Below are 16,623 nucleotides of genomic sequence, written 5' to 3'. Positions count from 1 at the left end.
ACCCTGGTTGGAGATGTCCATGCGGGACATTGTCCGCGCGCTGGCCGCGGCCGCTTGAGCGCATTTGCACGTGGCGTTGACGCACAGCCTCGGGTGGGACTATGGTGGGCTCGCGCCCGTCACCGCGCGCACGCGCGGCACCTCAATTGTTCGATTGAGCAGCGCGCCTGCTTTTCTGTGTCATTGCCTGTCCACCCCCGAGGTTGCATGTACCTACAACTCACCGGCACTCACGTTCGCGTGCTTGGCTCGATGCATCTCTTTCCCGCGACCAGTCGCAGAACGCCGCCGTGGATCGCTGAAGCGTATGACTGGGCCGAAGCGCTCGTCTTCGAGTCCGATCCGCCGACGATTCTCCCGTTGCTGAAGGCCGCCGGGCAAGACGGCGCCGCCCGGTTGCAGCCGCTGCTATCCGCCGACGCATGGCAGCAGCTTCAAGCCGCGTGGCCTGTTGAAGGCCCGCTGGCGCCGCTCGTCGATCTGCGTCCGTGGGCCGCGCTGATCGTCGCGCCGACGCTGTTCCAGCACGTCGTCGAAGGTGTCGAGCCGCGCATGTTGCGCTCGGCGATCGCGCAGGCCAAACCGTATCGGTATCTCGAGACCGCGCAGGAGGTGGCGGCGGCGCTCGATTCGATCCCGCTCGATGCGCTCGGCGCAGCGCTCGGCCTGCTGATGGCCGATCTCGACGAACCGCAGCGCACGCTCGAGCGCATGCATGCGGCCTGGCTGGAAGGCGATCTGCCCGCCGTGCACCGCATCGCCGTCGAATCGCCGATGTTCAATCTGCCCGGCATCCGGCACGCGATTCTCGACGCGCGCAATCGCGCCTGGGCCGCGCGCCTGGCCGAGTGGCTCACACGGCCGGAACGCACGTTGGTGGTCGTCGGCGCGCTGCATTTGTGCGGACCCGGCAACCTGATCGAATGTCTCGCGCGGCCCGTCGAGCCGGTCTTTGCCCATCCATGACAGGCGCGTCGCAGCGCGGTCGGAAACGGGTCGTGTGCGGCATAATCTCGCATCACCGCGGTGTGTGCGGTGCGCTCCTTTCTATAGAAAAACGTTGTCATGACCGAACCACAGCAAAGCGCCGCCACGCGGCTGGCGCAACTCGATTGGCGCTGGAAATCCTTCGACGACCTCACGAGCCTGGAGGTTTACACGATGCTGGGCGCGCGCAGCGCGGTGTTCGTCGTCGAGCAGAACTGCGTGTATGGCGATATCGACGGGCTCGATACGGACGCGTGGCATCTGCTGGCCTATGGTCCCGGTGGTCCCGGTGAAAAACAGCCGCCGCTCGCGGGTTATCTGCGCGTGCTGCTGCCTGATACAGACGATGCGGACGACACGGACATTCGCATCGGCCGGGTACTTACGACCGCGGAGTTCCGCGGCATCGGTCTGGGCAATGCGATGCTCGAACGCTCGCTTACGCACATTCGCGCGCAATGGCCTGGCACGCCGATCCGTTTGCACGCGCAGGCCCATCTGCAAGGGTTTTACGGTGCGTTCGGCTTTGCGCCGGTGTCGGAAGTCCACGAAGAAGACGGCATCCCGCATATCTGGATGCGTTCGGCCTGAAGCGGCGAAACAGCGCCGGCCATAGCGGCCTCGGCGCGGGCGCGCCGGGCTTGCCGCAAGCGTCGATCGTTGCGGACCGCCGGATATCAGCCGCGGTGGCCAGCGGGCGTCGAAGCGGCGCTCGCGATTGCGTGCGCCGCCTTCGCACGCCGTTCGCCGCGCAGGCGGCCGCGTGCCGATAGCCGCATCCAGTGGCGCAAGGCCAATAGTGCGCCGATCACGCTCATCATCGAACCCGGAATCCACAGCAACAGCCCGCCGATCTGCTGATCGCGCATCGGGCTCAACCATGTAAATGCGCGGCCGCAGATCGAGTAGATCGGATACAACTCGTGCGGCGTGAAGAAGATGAAGGCGCCGAGAATGATCTGCGGCGGAATCGCGGCGATCACCACCAGCACGCGCTTGCCCGGCGACAGACGCGCCGGCGGCGCGGGACGCGGATCGAGCACGAGCCACCAGAACAGCAGGCCGTCGATCACCATGCTCCAGTTCATCACGCGATACAGCCGCCAGTCGAGCATCGCCACGAAATGAATCGGCGACATCAACCAGAAGTAGATCAGCCCGACGAACAATGTCACCGCGACCACCGGATGCATTACCACGTCGAGCAGCTTGCGCACGACCGGCGTCTCCAGGGCGGGCCGCACGAAGCGTTGCCGCCAGCTGAACGGAATGCCCGCGCGCAACGCGGCGCCCGGATACGACAGCGCAATAAAGAACGGCCCGAGGTGATGCAGCACCAGGTGCTGCGCGCGATGCATGAAAAACTCATGCTCGAAGAAATAGTCGAGCCGCGTATGCAACGCGACATACAACGCCACTAGCCCGAACCAGAAAGACAGACGCCGCGCGAGCGACACCTTCGCCTTGCGCGCACCGCGCACGAAGAGGATCGCCGGCACCAGCAAGGCGATCACGACGGTCGGCGAAAACTCCCAGGGATCGAGCCAGTAGAGCAGATTCATCGCGGCAGATTACTTGGTCTGCGCCGGCGACTTGACGGCGAACGGCGTGTCGAGTGTTTCGCCGTCGGAGAACTTGAGCGTGAGATGCACGGTGTCGCCAGGCGCGATCTTGTGCTTCGCATCTTCGAGCATGACGTGGTAGCCGCCGGGCGCGATTGCGACCTGGCCGTGCGCCGGCACCGTCAGCTTGTCGACCATCACCATTTTCTGCGACGAACCGTTCGACACGGTCTGATGCAGCATCGCGTCGCCATAGTCGTTGCTGGAGATGTCGACGAGGTCGACCGGTTTGTCGCCCGCGTTGACGAGCGTCACATAACCGGCGGCGGGCAGGTTGTTGGGCAGCCAGCGCACCCACGCGTTGTTCGCGCTGACCGCGTTGGCGCCCGCGGCTTGCGCGGCCGTTGCGACACCGAACGAGAGGGCGAGGGCACAACTCAATGCAGCGAACGTTTTGATCTTGATCGACATGAATGAACTCGGGAAAGGTCAGGAACGGTCTTCAATGATACGTCGCAGGTCTTCCGCGATCGCATCGGGCGTGTCGTGGTCGGTGGCCAGCAGGCGCGCGTGGCCCTGGCTGTCGAACACGTAGACGGCGGAACTGTGGGTGACTTCGTAGTTGCCGTGCGGGTCGCGTTTTTCCATCTGATAGGCGACGCGGTACCGCTTGGCGAGCGACTCGATCTGCCGGTCGGTGCCGGTCAGCCCTTCGGCGTGTTTCGGGTCGAAGGCGCCGACGTAATCGTGCAACGCTTGCGCCGTGTCGCGCGCGGGATCGACGGTGACGAACAGAATGCGCACCTTCTGCGCGTCGGGGCCGAGCTTGCCGAGCACCTGCATCAACCGGCCCATCGTCTCAGGACAGACATCCGGGCAGTGCGTGTAGCCGAAATAGACGAGCGAGGTGCGGCCTTTGAACGAAGCGCCGTTGACGGCGCGGCCGTCGTCGCCGGTCAACGTGAAATCGAGATCCGGCAGGTGGCCGGTCACATTGGTCAACTGCCATGTTTCCTGCCGATGCGTGCAGCCGGCAAGCGCCGTGAGTGCGCCCAGCATGAGCGTCAACGCAAACAGGCGCGCGGGCCGCAGCCCGCGTGGGGTTGCGGGGTGCGTCGGCGAATAGCTGGATGAGAAGATCGGGAACAAAGCGGCGTTCAGTTACTCGATTGAATTGCGGCGCCCGTGCGACCGTGAACGGCGCGGCTCGATTTGCGCGCAACGCGCGGGCCGTCATAGTGTGCAAATATGGTCGTAACGGCAATGATCTGTGTGGCTGCGACTGTAGCGCAAAATCGGTCGCGGCGTCGCGCCGCGCCCGCGGGCGCGCGTTTGCGAGGCAATTTGCCGCAGGCGGCTGAAAGCTGCATGAAGCTTGATTGTTGTCATTTTGAACGCAATCGACGGCGGTGCATGCGGGTGGCGCCCGGCTGGGCTTGTGTCCAGCCTTACTTTCTCGAAAAATTGACGGATGCGCGGTAAGATGCGCACACTTTTCCGGCCGCACAAGGCTGAAAGGCATAACCAACCGATGCAAGCACTCCCGGCTGTTCTGTCTCCAGGCGAGACGGCATTTTTCTTCGATTTCGACGGCACACTCGTCGAACTCGCTCCCACGCCGGACGGCGTGCTGGTGCAACCTCGCGTGATCGACTTGCTGAGCGAGTTGCGCAGCCTGACGAACGGTGCCGTCGCGGTGGTGTCGGGGCGTGGGATCGACAGCATCGACAGTTTTCTGGGTATTCCCGATCTGCCGATTGCCGGTCTGCACGGCGCCGAACGGCGTGACGCGAACGGCGACACGCAACGCATCGGCTTTCATGACGAGCGGCTCCTGCGCATGGAGCAGGTGCTCGCGCAAGTGGTCAACGAAAACCCCGGCATGCTGCTCGAGATCAAGGGCGCGGCCGTGGCGCTGCACTACCGGAATGCGCCGGACCGCGAGCCGGTGGCGCGCGAGGCAACCAGCCGGCTGGTCGCCGATTACGCCGGCGCCTACGTGTTGCAGCCGGGCAAGATGGTCTACGAAATCAAACCGAAAGATGTCGACAAGGGCCGCGCGCTGCGCGCCTTTCTCGACGAGCCGCCTTTCGTCGGCCGCCAGCCGGTCTTTGCCGGCGACGATCTGACCGACGAGAAAGGCTTCGCCGTCGTCAACGAACGCGGCGGGCTGTCGATCAAGGTCGGCCCGGGCGAGACGATGGCGCGAACGCGCATCGACTCGGTCCCGGCGCTGCTCGACTGGCTGGCATCGATCGTCGCGGCCGCGCGCGCGGCATGATGGCCATGCCGCATTGCTCAGAACCTATAACAAACCGCATCGGGAATCGTGCTTCATGGGCCGACTGATCATCGTATCGAACCGGGTTGCGCCGATCTCGGAGGGCGGCCCGGCGGCGGGTGGTCTGGCGGTCGGCGTGTACGACGCACTGAAGGAAACCGGCGGCATGTGGTTCGGCTGGAGCGGCGACGTGCTCAGTTCGGGCCAGCCGCAGATCAAGGTCGAAGAGCGCGGCCCGGTGACCTTCGCGACGATCGCGCTGATGCGCCGCGATTACGATCAGTACTACCGTGGCTTCTCGAACGCGACGCTGTGGCCCGCGTTCCACTATCGCGCCGACCTGCTGCAATACGACCGGCACGACTTCGAGGGCTACTGGCGCGTCAATGCCTGGCTCGCGCAACAACTCGTGCCGCTGTTGCGCGAAGACGATGTGATCTGGGTTCACGACTATCACCTGATTCCATTTGCGCAGGCGCTGCGTGCGGCGGGCGTGAAGAATCGCATCGGCTTTTTTCTGCACATTCCGTTTCCGGCTTCCCAGGTGCTGCTGGCAGTGCCGCCGCATCGCGAACTTGTCGAAGCGCTGTGTTCGTTCGATCTGCTCGGCTTCCAGACTGCGCCGGATTTGCGCGCGTTCTGCGACTACATCGTCAATGAGGCGAACGGCACCGCCGACCCATCGGCAAGCGGTCCGCTGACGATCCACGCGTTCGGCCGCACGCTGCGGGCGGCAGCTTATCCGATCGGCGTCTATCCGGACGAGATCGCCGAACTCGCGAAAGCGGGCGAGCGCGGCAAACCGGTGCGCACGATGAAGGCGACGCTGCACTCGCGCAAGCTGATCATGAGCGTGGACCGGCTCGATTACTCGAAGGGGCTGGTCGAGCGTTTTCGCGCCTTCGAGCGTCTGCTCGAACACTCGACCGCGCAACGCAACAAGGTGTCGTTCCTGCAGATCGCGCCGCCGACGCGCGCCGACATGCACGCATACCAGGACATCCGCTTGCAGCTCGAAGGGGAGTCGGGGCGCATCAACGGGCGCTTCGCCGAACTGGACTGGACGCCGATTCTCTACATCCACAAGCAATACGAGCGCTCGGTGCTGGCCGCGCTGTTCCGCACCGCGCATGTCGGCTATGTCACGCCGTTGCGTGACGGCATGAACCTCGTCGCCAAGGAGTACGTATCGGCGCAGGATCCGGAGAATCCCGGCGTGCTCGTGCTGTCACGCTTTGCCGGCGCCGCGCAGGAACTGGACGGCGCGCTGATCGTCAATCCGGTCGACATCGACGGCATGGCCGAGGCGCTCGCACGGGCGCTCGACATGCCGCTCGCGGAGCGTCAGGCGCGTCATCGCGACATGATGGTGCAGTTGCGCGAGAACAATGTGTCGGTGTGGCGCGATAACTTCATGCGCGATCTGCAGGGCGTCGCTGGTGCAAAGGGCACCCGGAATGGGAAGGCGCGCGCAGTGGCGGGGAAAAAGGCGGCGCGCGAAACGCAGGCCGGGTAGGTCCATACGGGCCGAGGGGCGTGGCGTGTAAAAACAGAAAAGCCGCTTTTGAAGCGGCTTTTCCTTTGGTGCCGGGACGACGTGCCGGGACAGCGGCTCGAAGTACGCCGCGCGCGGGCTCAGACCACGTGCTGTTCGTCGACCTTCTTGCCGCCGATGTGCAGCGTCGTGCCCTTGCCATACTGCTTGGAGAGCAGATCGCGGTACAGGCCCGGGCGCTGGCGCAGCTCTTCCGGGCTGCCGTCATCGATCACCTTGCCGGCGCTCATCACGATGATCCGGTCGAAGTTGTTCAGCGTCGACAGGCGGTGCGCAATCGCGACCACGGTGCGGCCGACCATCAGCCGGTCGAGCGCCTTCTGAATGGCTTCTTCCGACGCGCTGTCGAGTGCCGAGGTCGCTTCGTCGAGCAGCAGGATCGGCGCGTTCTTCAGGATCGCGCGGGCAATGGCGATCCGCTGACGCTGCCCGCCGGACAGCTTCACGCCGCGATCGCCGACGATCGTGTCGTAGCCCTCCGGCATGGCCTCGATGAAATCCGAGCAACGCGCCTCGCGCGCGGCGGCGAGCACTTCTTCGCGGGTCGCCTCCGGACGCCCGTAGGCGATGTTCTCGTACACCGTGCGATGGAACAGCGAGATGTCCTGCGGCACCACCGCGATGGCGTGGCGCAGGCTGTCCTGCGTGACCATGCCGATGTCCTGGCCGTCGATCCTGATCGCGCCGCCCTGCGTCTCGTAGAAACGCTGCAGCAGGGCGAGCACCGTGGATTTGCCCGCGCCCGACTTGCCGATCAGGCCGACCCGCTGGCCCGGTTCGATATGTAGGTCGAAATGGTCGAGAATCGGGCGCCGGCGCGGATAGGCGAACGTCACGCTTTCGAAATCGATGCGGCCGCCCTGCGGCACGAGTTCGGTCGCGTCGTCCCGGTCCGGCATGCCGTGCGGCTCGAGCAGCGTACGCACGGCTTCCGCGAGACGCGCCACGTGCTGCGTGACGTCGACGAGCGCCACGGCCAGATCGCGCGTGCCGTGCAGGATCGTGAAGCCGAGCGAACTGACCAGCACGATGTCGCCCGAGGTCGCCTTGCCCTGATCCCACAGCCACAGCGCCCAGCCCAGCAAGCCCGCCGACAGCAGCGCGGTGATCACGGCATGCAGCAGGCGCAGCTTTTCCAGATACAGCAGGCTTTGCTGGCGCGCGTCCATCTCGGCCTTGACCGTGGCGCCGAACCGCTGCTGCTCGCGAAACGTCATGCCGAACGCGCGCACGAGGCCCATGTTGCTGATCACGTCGACCAGCTCGCCGTCCACCGAAGCGGCCCTGGTGGCGAAATGGTGATGACGCGCCGAGCCGCGGCCGGCCAGCTTGTACAGCACGACCGACAGAATCGCCGAGCACAGCATCAGGCCGCCGGCCATCAGCGGATTCACCGCGATGATCATGACGATCGCGCCGAGCACCGCAATGCACGGCGGCAGCACGTTCCAGGCGGTGGTGTTCTCCGCTGTGTAGACCGCGTTCGAGGTGGCCGTGATCCGGCTCGCGAGCATGCCTGGCTGCTTCTCGGAGTAATAGGTCGGCGAATGTCCGCTCAGATACTGGAACAGGTCGCGCCGCAGGTCGCCGGTCACAGCGACGAACGTATGCGCGGCAACCCAGCCGCCGACACGCCACAGCAGATTGTCCGCGGCGATCAGGGCGACGAGGATGGCGAACGCGCCCCACAGCGGACCGGGATGATGCCGGCCTTCGCCGAGCACGTCGATCAGATGCTTGATCGCATATTGAGAAGCGAGCGCACAGCCCACGGCCGCGAACACGCTGCACAGGACGATCGCGTGCGCGAGCGGATGGCGGCGGATAAAGCGGAAAAGAAACGCGAGCGGCCGGTGCGCATAGCTCGCGAGCTTTGCGTCCTGGGCATTACGCTGGGCGACGGTTAAATGTTCCAATTGATCGTGAAGGTCGATGGGTTCGGGGTTGTGCATGCAAAGCGCGGGCCATGTGAAAAAGGTTCGCCGCGAAGCCGATGCTTCGCATTGTAAACATGCAAAAGCGATTGCGCCCTGTGTATCCGGGCCTTGGCGCGATGATTTCGCGATAGATGTTCGCGAGCTGCTGTTGCCCTGCCCGCCAGCGGGTCAGGGTGACGCAGGTCGCGCAACCATTTCAGGATATAATTACAAATTGCATTCAACCGCGATGCGGCATTTTTTCAACGCTTGCCGGCAAAGTCGCCGCGGGAGTTGACGGCGCCAGGTGGGCGGTTGCTGACCGCAAGCCAGTTGCCACTGTAGAACTGTCTTAGAAAACAAGGGTTTGCAAAGTGTTTCGCCTTTGTAACAACGTAAAGACTTTGAAATGTTGTGGTGCAGCAGAACGGCCGGCATCGATAATGCATGCTCTGTAGGCCCACCGAAATTTCTGACAGTTTGTCAACGTAGGTGTCATGTGTGCGTTTACCGGCACATGCGCAGACGGTGACCGCCGGTCTGGGCTCACGACCCAAGCGATCCATCGCAGGATTTCTCGAAAGAATCAGGCCCGCGCCGGCAAGTCCGGCCAGACTGCCCTGGCGAGCAAGCGAGTCGCTTTTACCAAACGCAGTACCTTTGCCTGATTTTTTACGAGGAGTTCTTCATTATGCGAATCGCTCAAATCGCTCCGTTGCACGAGGCGGTTCCTCCCAAGCTGTATGGCGGTACGGAACGAGTGGTGTCCTATCTGACCGAAGCTCTGGTCGAGCAGGGCCACGACGTCACGCTCTTTGCGAGCGGCGATTCGCAAACCTCGGCAAAACTCGAAGCCTTCTGGCCGCAGGCGCTGCGCCTCGACCCGACCATCCGCGACGTAATGGCGCCGCACATGCTGCTGCTCGAAGAAGTGCGCCGCCGCGCGGACGAATTCGATGTACTGCATTTCCACATCGACTACTATCCGTTCTCGCTGTTCGCCCGCCAGCCGGTGCCGTTCCTGACCACGCTGCACGGCCGTCTCGACCTGCCGGAACTGCAGCCGATCTTCAACACGTTCAGCGACGTGCCGGTGGTGTCGATTTCGGACAACCAGCGCATTCCGCTGCCGCAGGCAAACTGGCTGCAAACCGTTTATCACGGCCTGCCGGAGAACGTGCTCACGCCGATCCCGAACGTCGAGCCGGGCTACCTCGCTTTCCTCGGCCGCGTTTCGCCGGAGAAGGGCCTCGACCGCGCGATCCGCATCGCCGGCCAGGCAGGCATGAAGCTGAAGGTCGCCGCCAAGATCGACAAGGCCGACCGCGCCTATTACGAAGAAGTGATCAAGCCGCTGATGGCGCTCCCGCACGTCGAGTACATCGGCGAAATCGGCGAAGCCGAAAAGCGTGAGTTCCTCGGCAACGCGCATGCACTGGTGTTCCCGATCGACTGGCCGGAGCCCTTTGGTCTGGTCATGATCGAAGCGATGGCGTGCGGAACGCCGGTGATCGCGTTCAACCGCGGTTCGGTGCCGGAAGTGATCGAAAACGGCGTGTCGGGCTTCGTCGTCGAAGACGAGATCAGCGCGGTCGCCGCGTTGAAGCGTCTGCACACGCTGCCGCGCGCCAACGTGCGCAAGGCGTTCGAGTCGCGCTTCTCGTCGAAGGTCATGGCGCGGAACTACGTCGCCACGTACGAAGAACTGCTGCGTCAGAAGCATCGCACCGTGCTGCGCGAAGTCAACGCCGGTTAAGCGACGCCGTCTGATGCGCAACAGATAGAGAGTCAATCCGGTTCGAGGAGCGCTTCGCGGCGTTCCGCCAACCGCCCGCAACGCCCCGTGTGCCATCCGGCTACGGGGCGTTGTTGCAAGCGCGCCGCGTTTTCCCCAATCAACGGACGAAACTGCGGAGTTTCGACCGGTAAGAATGAGCCACTCTCCGTAATATCCCTATAATGGCCGTGCCGCAAATTTGGCTGCGGCGCCGCCGACGACAGGAGGATGCCTTGGCGAGAACGAAAGAGACGCGTGCGAACGCGGCGCCCGGCGCCGGAACGATTTTCGCGTTACGCGCCATCGGTCTCGTGCTCCTCGCCCGCTGGCTGTTTTCGATGGCGCAGATGGATGCGGGCGCATCGCTGCTGGCTATGGTGTCTTCGCCGTGGGCGTGCATCAACCTCGTCTTTCTGTTCCTTCTGATTTTCCTGCCGGGCGCGCGTGCCGTGGCCGAGCGTCCGTTTCATCCGCTGCCGCAATGGCTGCGACAGGCATTGCGTCTGTTCGCTTTCCTCGGTTTTCTGTTTGCGGTGTGGTCGGTCGGCGCGTTCACGGCGAGCGCCGGCTGGCGCCGCGCCGCCAACGCGGTGGCGGCTTCCAATGGCTGGCTGCTGGTTGCGCCGGCGCTGTATGCGGCCGTGTTGTGGATCTGCCGGCCGCGCGCGCTGTGGCGGACCAATATCGCCGCGCGCCGCTTTGCGATCGGCCGCTATGCGGTCTCGCTAGATCCGGTCACGCGAACGGTGATCGTGTGGGCGGAGCGCCGCAAAGTGGGGCAGTACGACGCGCGCGAATTGTCCGTGCGCTGGGCCGTGGCTCAAGGCGCGCGTTCGACGCCGACACCCACGCCCGCAGTGGCGTTCGGCGCGGTGGGTGAGGCGGGTGGCGCGGGCGCCTCGGTAGGGGCGGCAGCCGCGCCTTCGCTGGCGCGCGGCGCTTTCGGCCGCCGTCCGAAAATCGAGTTGCTGTGGGATTCGCCGGCCGCGGCGGGCCACAACCGGCAAACCGTATTCCGCACGGCGCTGACCACCGAAGGCGATCGGGTCGCCGCCCGCGCGCTCGACACGTCGTTGCAGCAGGTCTGAATCTGCCGGTTTGTGCAGTTAGCCACACCCCGTGCCCGAAGCAGGCGTTGTAAATTGAACCGTAGTCGATAATGAAGTCATGGCGCCCGTTGCTTCAGCGCGGGCGAGTGAGACATACAACGATCGTATTGCGTCCTTTGCAGGAGTCGCCATGCTGGTTCGCTGGTTGCTTGCCGCCATCCATCTGCTTGCCTATGGCTTCGCGCTCGCGTCGATTCTGCGGCGCACGTGGGCCCTACGCCGCGCCACTGTGCCCGCCGCGTTGCGATCCGTTTTCCGCGCGGATACGGGGTGGGGCATCTCGGCACTGGTGCTGATCGTCACCGGGTTGATGCGCGCTTTCGGCGGCTTCGAAAAGGGCGCCGACTACTACCTTCACGAGCCGCTGTTTCATCTCAAGATGACGCTGCTGGCGGTCATTATCATCCTCGAGATTCCGTCGATGCTCGCGCTGATGCGCTGGCGGGCCGCAATCAGGAAAGGCGCCGCGCCCGATCTGCACAAGGCGCGTTCCTATGCACGCTTTAGCGTGATCCAGACCATATTGATGGTGCTGATAGTGTTTGCCGCCACCGGCATGGCGCGTGGCGTCGGGCTGCCTGCGGGTGTGGTGTAGCGGGGGAGTGCCCGGGCGTTCGGACGGCGCGCGCGTCGTTATCGACCGCCTGAAAAGTTAGCGGCGCAATGCCGCCGGAAGCCGCCGGCGCATACCGGCGGTTTCCAGCTGACGTCCCGCACACCCGGCGTCATTTACTTCCCGACCAGCAAGCTGGAATCGTCCATGCGGTTCGCGCCCGGCCGTGAGGTGTGATGCGCGAATTCCGGCTCGCCCAGCCCCTTGATGAGCTCTAGTGCCTGCCGCTCGAACAACCGGCGATAGAGGCCGTTCTCGAGTCTGATCAGCGCCTCGTGGCTGCCTTCCTCGATCACCTTGCCTTTATCCAGCACCAGTAACCGGTCCAGCGCACGCACGGTGGAAAGACGGTGCGCGACCACCAGCGTGGTGCGGCCCATCATCAGCCGTTCCATAGCCTGCTGGATCAGCACTTCGCTTTCGCTGTCGAGACTCGACGTCGCTTCGTCCAGAATCAGGATCGGCGCGTCGGCGAGAAACGCCCGCGCGATGGCCACGCGTTGGCGTTCGCCGCCCGACAGTTTGACGCCGCGTTCACCGACCAGCGTGTCGTAGCCATTGGGCAGCGCGGCGATGAAATCGTGCGCGCTCGCGAGCCTGGCGGCGTGCTCGATCTCGGCGCGGCTCGCGCCGGGCCGCGCATACGCGATGTTCTCGGCGAGCGAGCGGTGAAACAGCACCGGCTCCTGCTGAACGATCGCGATCTGGCTGCGCAACGACGCCTGCCGCACTTTGGCGATGTCCTGACCGTCGATCGTGATCCGGCCTTCCGAAATGTCATAGAGCCGCTGGATCAGCTTGATGAACGTGGTCTTCCCGGAACCCGAATGCCCGACCAGTCCAACGCGTTCGCCCGGCGCAATGCGCACGGAGAAGTTGTCGTAGAGCGGCTGGCCGTTCGTTCCGTAATGGAAGGTGACGTGCTCGAAGCGGATCTCGCCTTTGCCGATCGCGATCGGGCCCGCGCCGGGCGGGTCCTCGATACCGAGCGGCTGGCTTTCCAGCGACACCAGTTCCTCCATGTCGTTGACCGAGCGTTGCAGGTTGCGGATATGCATGCCCACGTCGCGCAGATAGCCTTGCAGCATGAAGAACATGGTCAGCGCGAACGTGATGTCGCCGACGCTCGCTTCGCCGCGCGCCCACAACAGCAGCGCCGCGCCGAGAATCGCGGCCTGGATCGCTACCAGCATGCCGCCCTGGACGCCGCCGTTGATCGTGCCGCGCATCCACGTGCGGCGCGTGCGGTGCCGCCACTTGCCGATCACGCGCGCGAGCAGCGCCTCTTCGCGATCTTCCGCGCCGAACGCCTTGACCACGCCGTTGCAGCTGACCGCGTCGGCGAGCGCGCCGCCCATGCGCGTGTCCCACGCATTCGCGAGCCGCGCGGCCGGCGCCACGAAACCGAGCGACATAGCCGCCGTCACCGCGATATAGAGCAGCGAGCCGATGCCGACGACCGCGCCCATCATCGGCCAGCGCCAGCCGAGCAGGACCGTGGCGCCGACCAGCATGACGAGCGACGGGAACAGCGCGATCAGCAGCGTGTCGTTGAGCAGGTCGAGCGCCCACATGCCGCGCGTGATCTTGCGCACCGTGGAACCGGCGAAGCTGTTGGCGTGCCAGTCGGTCGAAAAACGCTGCACGCGATGAAACGCGTTCGCGGCGATTTCGCTCATCATCCTGAGCGTGAGCCGGATGATGTTGAAGTACACGCCTTGCCGCAGCAGCGTGGCGCCGAGACCGAGCGCGCCCAGCACGCAGAAAGCCGTCACCGCCGCGCGCCACGCAACGGCGTTGCTGGCCGCGCCGGACGCGATGGCGTCGACGAGGTGTCCCGCGAACATCGGCGTGAGCACGTCGGCCAATGCGGAGAGCAGCACCAGCGCCGTGATGACGACGATGCGCCAGGGCTGCTGCGCCCAGTGACGGAAGGTAAAGCCGAGGACGTCCTTGAAGGCCTGTCCGCGAAAGTCGAGTTTTTTTCTGGTCATTTGCCACGACCCGGTGGCGCATGAGCGCACCGAGGTTCCAGTCAGAAGCGAAAGGACGAGACAGTCAGAACGCGCCGATATGCTTTGGCGATAGAACTGCGGACTGTCTGGGAATTGCGCGGAGCGCCTTTTCAGGCTGAACCGCGTGCAGCGAATGGGCGACCCGAACGGCTTAAGGTCGCGGCAACGCTCGCGAGACCATGCCAGGGGCGGCGATACGCATTGCAAACATGTGGCGCCTCCCTGTGGTCGAATGAGGTGAAGAAAAAGGACGGGGCGAATGCCCGAGCAGCAACTATATCAGCAGTATTTGGCGCCCGCAAACGTACGAAGATTCGGTATTGACGACAAAGCGCGACGCCTGCGCGCATGACGATGCATCGAACTGGTCGGTGCGAATCAACCGAAACGAAGCGAACGCCTGGGCGCTCCGTGGCGGATAACCGCAATCTACCTGGCATTCCGTACGGTTTTCGGCGTGCCGCAACAGGCCACAACAGCAAATGAAAAAGGGCTTACGCATTTCTACGTAAGCCCTTTTGTCTTCGGTGATCGACACACCAAAATTCTGGTGGGTAGTACTGGGATCGAACCAGTGACCCCTGCCGTGTGAAGGCAGTGCTCTACCGCTGAGCTAACCACCCGAAGAGAGCCGAATTATGTCAGGGATTTTTGTGCCCGTCCAGCACTTTTTAAGCGGTCTGCTCATCCGCGGCCGGCGCCGGTTCGAGGCGCCACACGCTTGTGCCCTTGATCGCCTTGTCGAGACCGTCGAGCAGCGCCTGGTGTGCGGCAAGTTCGTCGTCGCTGGCGGTGATGACGACCAGATCCAGCGAATCGATTGCGACACGCGGTGCGCGCGCATCGCCGCCGGCGTGCGATTCGCCGAGCATGTCGATGACGAGGCTTTCCTGGCCGCGCGTCATCGCCAGATAGACTTCGGCGAGCAGTTCCGAGTCGAGCAGCGCGCCGTGCAGCGTGCGGTGCGCGTTGCTGATGCCGAAACGATCGCACAGTGCGTCGAGTGAATTGCGTTTGCCGGGGAACATCTGCTTGGCGCGCGCCAGCGTATCGATGATTTCGCCGCAGTAGGTACTCACCGGCGGCAAGCCCAGCAACGCGAATTCGACATCCAGAAAGCCGATGTCGAACGGCGCGTTGTGAATGATCAGGTCCGCGCCCTGAATGAAGTCGCGGAACTGGTCGGCGATCTCGCCGAACTTCGGCTTGTCGCTCAGGAATTCAGTGGTCAGGCCGTGCACGGCCAGTGCGCCCGGATCGCTGTCGCGTTCCGGGTTGATATAGAAGTGCAGGTTGTTGCCGGTGAGCCGGCGGTTCACCAGCTCGACACAGCCGAGTTCGAGAATCCGGTCGCCGGTGCGGGCATTCAGGCCGGTGGTTTCGGTATCGAGGATGAGTTGACGCATGTCGGATTAGCCTGCCTCAGAAATTTGCAGCAAAAAAGTGGCGCGCGCGGTGAGCCGGGGCGGCCGGCGCAGCGGAAATCAGAGCTGCGCCAGCGACGCCACGCCGCGATTGGCCAGTTGATCGGCACGCTCATTTTCCGGGTGCCCATTGTGCCCGCGTACCCAGCGCCATTCGATCTCGTGTTGCGCGACGAGCGCATCGAGCCGCTTCCACAGGTCGGCGTTCTTCACCGGCTGCTTCGCGGCGGTGATCCAGCCTTTCTTTTTCCAGCCGTGGATCCACTCGCTGATGCCTTTCTGCACGTATTGCGAGTCGGTGTGCACGACCGCCTTGCAGGGCCGCTTCAATGCTTCGAGCGCGGCGATCACGCCCATCAGTTCCATGCGATTGTTGGTGGTATTGGCTTCGCCGCCGAACAGTTCTTTTTCCTGGTCGCCGAAGCGCAGCAACGCGCCCCAGCCGCCGGGGCCCGGGTTGCCCTTGCAGGCGCCGTCGGTATAAATATCGATGAGATCGGAAGTCATTGAGTGTGGTTGCGTGTATTCGGTGTGGCGGCGGGCGCGAGGCCCGCGGCGAGAACGGGTTTCTTCACTTTCAGCGGGCCGACGAGGCGCATGCCGCGCACGCGCTTGATCGCCTTGATCATGTACGTGGCGCCGAAAATCGGCCACCAGCGGTCGCCCGCGGCTTCCATGAAACCGTAGCGCGACAGCCATTGTTCACTGCCGAGCGGCGGACGATAGCAGCCGAAGCGCCCGCGTTCAAGGTCGAAGCCCAACAGTTTGATCCAGTCTTTGAGGCGCGTGAAGGCGATCAGGTCGACCGCCGCCGGCACGAAAGGCCGGCCGGTCATCTTGCCGACCGATTGCCGAGCGCCCCATAACGAGAGCGAATTGAAGCCGAGAATGATCAACTGGCCTTCGGGCATCAACACGCGCTCGGCCTCGCGTAGCAGACGGTGAGGATCGCTCGTGAATTCCAGCGTATGCGGCATCACGATCAGATCGACGCTCTGTGCTTCGAACGGCAAGTCCAGCAGGTCGCACCATACGGCGCTGCGCCCGGCCGGCGCGGGCAGGCCGGCAAGCCCGCCCTGTGCGGCGCCGTTGTTCAAACCGCTGCGGGTGCCATTGCCGCCGGCGTGCCCCGCGCCGCCGCGCGGAAATGCGTAAGGCGCGCTCGCACCGCTCGCGGCGTCGAGCACGAGCCCGCGGCACGGCATGCGGTTTTCGCGCAAGGCGTCGAGTTGCGGCAGGCCGAGTTGCAGCGCATGGTAACCGAACACGTCCGACACCACGCGGTCGAGCTGGGTCTGCTCCCACTCGAGCACGTAGCGGCCAGGCGGCGAATCGGTCCAGGCGGGCCAGTCTATAATCGCTCGATCAGTCATATCAGAGAATG

15 protein-coding genes and 1 tRNA gene are annotated in these 16,623 nt (G+C 64.2%); 7 read left to right on the top strand and 9 right to left on the bottom strand.

What is annotated here, in order from left to right:
* Positions 1-207: 207 nt before the first annotated feature.
* A complete protein-coding gene (locus BXE_RS15790; RefSeq protein ID WP_038457560.1) occupies positions 208-966 on the top strand; it encodes a TraB/GumN family protein in 759 nt (252 codons plus the stop codon).
* 99 nt (positions 967-1,065) lie between these two features.
* A complete protein-coding gene (locus BXE_RS15785; protein ID WP_011489272.1) occupies positions 1,066-1,578 on the top strand; it encodes a GNAT family N-acetyltransferase in 513 nt (170 codons plus the stop codon).
* An 86-nt stretch (positions 1,579-1,664) separates the two neighbouring features.
* Here the strand turns inward: BXE_RS15785 and BXE_RS15780 are convergent, their stop codons facing one another.
* From BXE_RS15780 to BXE_RS15770, 3 genes are read right to left on the bottom strand one after another with little or no spacing between them, the layout of a single operon-like run.
* The gene (locus tag BXE_RS15780; protein ID WP_011489271.1) at positions 1,665-2,549 is read right to left on the bottom strand and encodes a cytochrome c oxidase assembly protein; all 885 of its coding nucleotides are present in this window, start codon (positions 2,547-2,549) and stop codon (positions 1,665-1,667) included.
* Positions 2,550-2,558: 9 nt separating this feature from the next.
* A complete protein-coding gene (locus BXE_RS15775) occupies positions 2,559-3,020 on the bottom strand; it encodes a copper chaperone PCu(A)C (RefSeq protein WP_011489270.1) in 462 nt (153 codons plus the stop codon).
* 18 nt (positions 3,021-3,038) lie between these two features.
* Positions 3,039-3,608 carry an SCO family protein gene (locus tag BXE_RS15770; RefSeq protein WP_038458652.1) on the bottom strand — a complete coding sequence of 190 codons (570 nt, stop codon included), beginning with the start codon at positions 3,606-3,608 and terminating at the stop codon, positions 3,039-3,041.
* Between the two features lie 472 nt (positions 3,609-4,080).
* Here BXE_RS15770 and otsB point away from each other — a divergent pair, with 472 nt between their 5' ends.
* Both otsB and otsA read left to right on the top strand, forming a co-directional pair.
* Positions 4,081-4,830, top strand: a complete 750-nt coding sequence (gene otsB / locus BXE_RS15765; RefSeq protein ID WP_038457563.1) for a trehalose-phosphatase — start codon at positions 4,081-4,083, stop codon at positions 4,828-4,830.
* A gap of 55 nt (positions 4,831-4,885) precedes the next feature.
* On the top strand, positions 4,886-6,346 hold the full coding sequence (gene otsA, locus BXE_RS15760; protein WP_011489267.1) for an alpha,alpha-trehalose-phosphate synthase (UDP-forming): 1,461 nt from the start codon (positions 4,886-4,888) through the stop codon (positions 6,344-6,346).
* A gap of 119 nt (positions 6,347-6,465) precedes the next feature.
* Here the strand turns inward: otsA and BXE_RS15755 are convergent, their stop codons facing one another.
* Entirely contained in the window at positions 6,466-8,337 is a 1,872-nt protein-coding gene (locus tag BXE_RS15755; RefSeq protein ID WP_011489266.1) for an ABC transporter ATP-binding protein, read from the bottom strand.
* A gap of 655 nt (positions 8,338-8,992) precedes the next feature.
* On the opposite strand from BXE_RS15755, the gene BXE_RS15750 reads away from it, so the two are divergent.
* The 3 genes from BXE_RS15750 (at position 8,993) to BXE_RS15740 (ending at position 11,782) form a co-directional block, all read left to right on the top strand.
* Positions 8,993-10,057 (top strand): glycosyltransferase family 4 protein, encoded by a 1,065-nt coding sequence (locus BXE_RS15750; protein ID WP_011489264.1) that lies wholly within the window; start codon positions 8,993-8,995, stop codon positions 10,055-10,057.
* Between the two features lie 254 nt (positions 10,058-10,311).
* On the top strand, positions 10,312-11,166 hold the full coding sequence (locus BXE_RS15745) for a hypothetical protein (RefSeq protein ID WP_038458656.1): 855 nt from the start codon (positions 10,312-10,314) through the stop codon (positions 11,164-11,166).
* A 151-nt stretch (positions 11,167-11,317) separates the two neighbouring features.
* Complete coding sequence (locus BXE_RS15740; RefSeq protein WP_011489262.1) at positions 11,318-11,782, top strand: DUF2214 family protein; 465 nt, start codon at positions 11,318-11,320, stop codon at positions 11,780-11,782.
* Positions 11,783-11,916: 134 nt separating this feature from the next.
* Here BXE_RS15740 and BXE_RS15735 read toward each other — a convergent pair whose 3' ends face one another.
* From BXE_RS15735 to BXE_RS15715, 5 genes are all read right to left on the bottom strand, one after another.
* Positions 11,917-13,794, bottom strand: coding sequence for an ABC transporter ATP-binding protein (locus BXE_RS15735; RefSeq protein WP_011489261.1), 1,878 nt, complete (start codon positions 13,792-13,794; stop codon positions 11,917-11,919).
* A 569-nt stretch (positions 13,795-14,363) separates the two neighbouring features.
* Positions 14,364-14,438, bottom strand: a tRNA-Val gene (locus BXE_RS15730).
* A gap of 48 nt (positions 14,439-14,486) precedes the next feature.
* A complete protein-coding gene (gene dnaQ, locus BXE_RS15725; RefSeq protein WP_011489259.1) occupies positions 14,487-15,221 on the bottom strand; it encodes a DNA polymerase III subunit epsilon in 735 nt (244 codons plus the stop codon).
* 78 nt (positions 15,222-15,299) lie between these two features.
* Positions 15,300-15,746 carry a ribonuclease HI gene (rnhA, locus tag BXE_RS15720; protein WP_007181008.1) on the bottom strand — a complete coding sequence of 149 codons (447 nt, stop codon included), beginning with the start codon at positions 15,744-15,746 and terminating at the stop codon, positions 15,300-15,302.
* Entirely contained in the window at positions 15,743-16,612 is an 870-nt protein-coding gene (locus BXE_RS15715) for a class I SAM-dependent methyltransferase (protein WP_011489258.1), read from the bottom strand. Before BXE_RS15715 ends, rnhA begins: the two co-directional genes overlap by 4 nt.
* Between the last annotated feature and the right edge of the window lie 11 nt (positions 16,613-16,623).

Source organism: Paraburkholderia xenovorans LB400, assembly GCF_000013645.1.
In the GTDB taxonomy this organism is placed as follows: domain Bacteria; phylum Pseudomonadota; class Gammaproteobacteria; order Burkholderiales; family Burkholderiaceae; genus Paraburkholderia; species Paraburkholderia xenovorans.
The sequence above is the reverse complement of the archived record's forward strand: the minus strand, read 5'-3'. Positions and strand labels throughout refer to the sequence as shown.

Excerpts from the sequence above, each read along its gene's own strand:
- BXE_RS15740 (WP_011489262.1), top strand. The coding sequence starts at position 11,318 with ATGCTGGTTCGCTGGTTGCTTGCCGCCATCCATCTGCTTGCCTATGGC.
- BXE_RS15785 (WP_011489272.1), top strand. The coding sequence starts at position 1,066 with ATGACCGAACCACAGCAAAGCGCCGCCACGCGGCTGGCGCAACTCGAT.
- BXE_RS15790 (WP_038457560.1), top strand. The coding sequence starts at position 208 with ATGTACCTACAACTCACCGGCACTCACGTTCGCGTGCTTGGCTCGATG.
- otsB (WP_038457563.1), top strand. The coding sequence starts at position 4,081 with ATGCAAGCACTCCCGGCTGTTCTGTCTCCAGGCGAGACGGCATTTTTC.
- BXE_RS15755 (WP_011489266.1), bottom strand. The coding sequence starts at position 8,337 with ATGCACAACCCCGAACCCATCGACCTTCACGATCAATTGGAACATTTA.
- BXE_RS15715 (WP_011489258.1), bottom strand. The coding sequence starts at position 16,612 with ATGACTGATCGAGCGATTATAGACTGGCCCGCCTGGACCGATTCGCCG.
- BXE_RS15780 (WP_011489271.1), bottom strand. The coding sequence starts at position 2,549 with ATGAATCTGCTCTACTGGCTCGATCCCTGGGAGTTTTCGCCGACCGTC.
- BXE_RS15750 (WP_011489264.1), top strand. The coding sequence starts at position 8,993 with ATGCGAATCGCTCAAATCGCTCCGTTGCACGAGGCGGTTCCTCCCAAG.
- BXE_RS15735 (WP_011489261.1), bottom strand. The coding sequence starts at position 13,794 with ATGACCAGAAAAAAACTCGACTTTCGCGGACAGGCCTTCAAGGACGTC.
- otsA (WP_011489267.1), top strand. The coding sequence starts at position 4,886 with ATGGGCCGACTGATCATCGTATCGAACCGGGTTGCGCCGATCTCGGAG.
- BXE_RS15770 (WP_038458652.1), bottom strand. The coding sequence starts at position 3,608 with ATGCTGGGCGCACTCACGGCGCTTGCCGGCTGCACGCATCGGCAGGAA.
- BXE_RS15775 (WP_011489270.1), bottom strand. The coding sequence starts at position 3,020 with ATGTCGATCAAGATCAAAACGTTCGCTGCATTGAGTTGTGCCCTCGCC.
- rnhA (WP_007181008.1), bottom strand. The coding sequence starts at position 15,746 with ATGACTTCCGATCTCATCGATATTTATACCGACGGCGCCTGCAAGGGC.
- dnaQ (WP_011489259.1), bottom strand. The coding sequence starts at position 15,221 with ATGCGTCAACTCATCCTCGATACCGAAACCACCGGCCTGAATGCCCGC.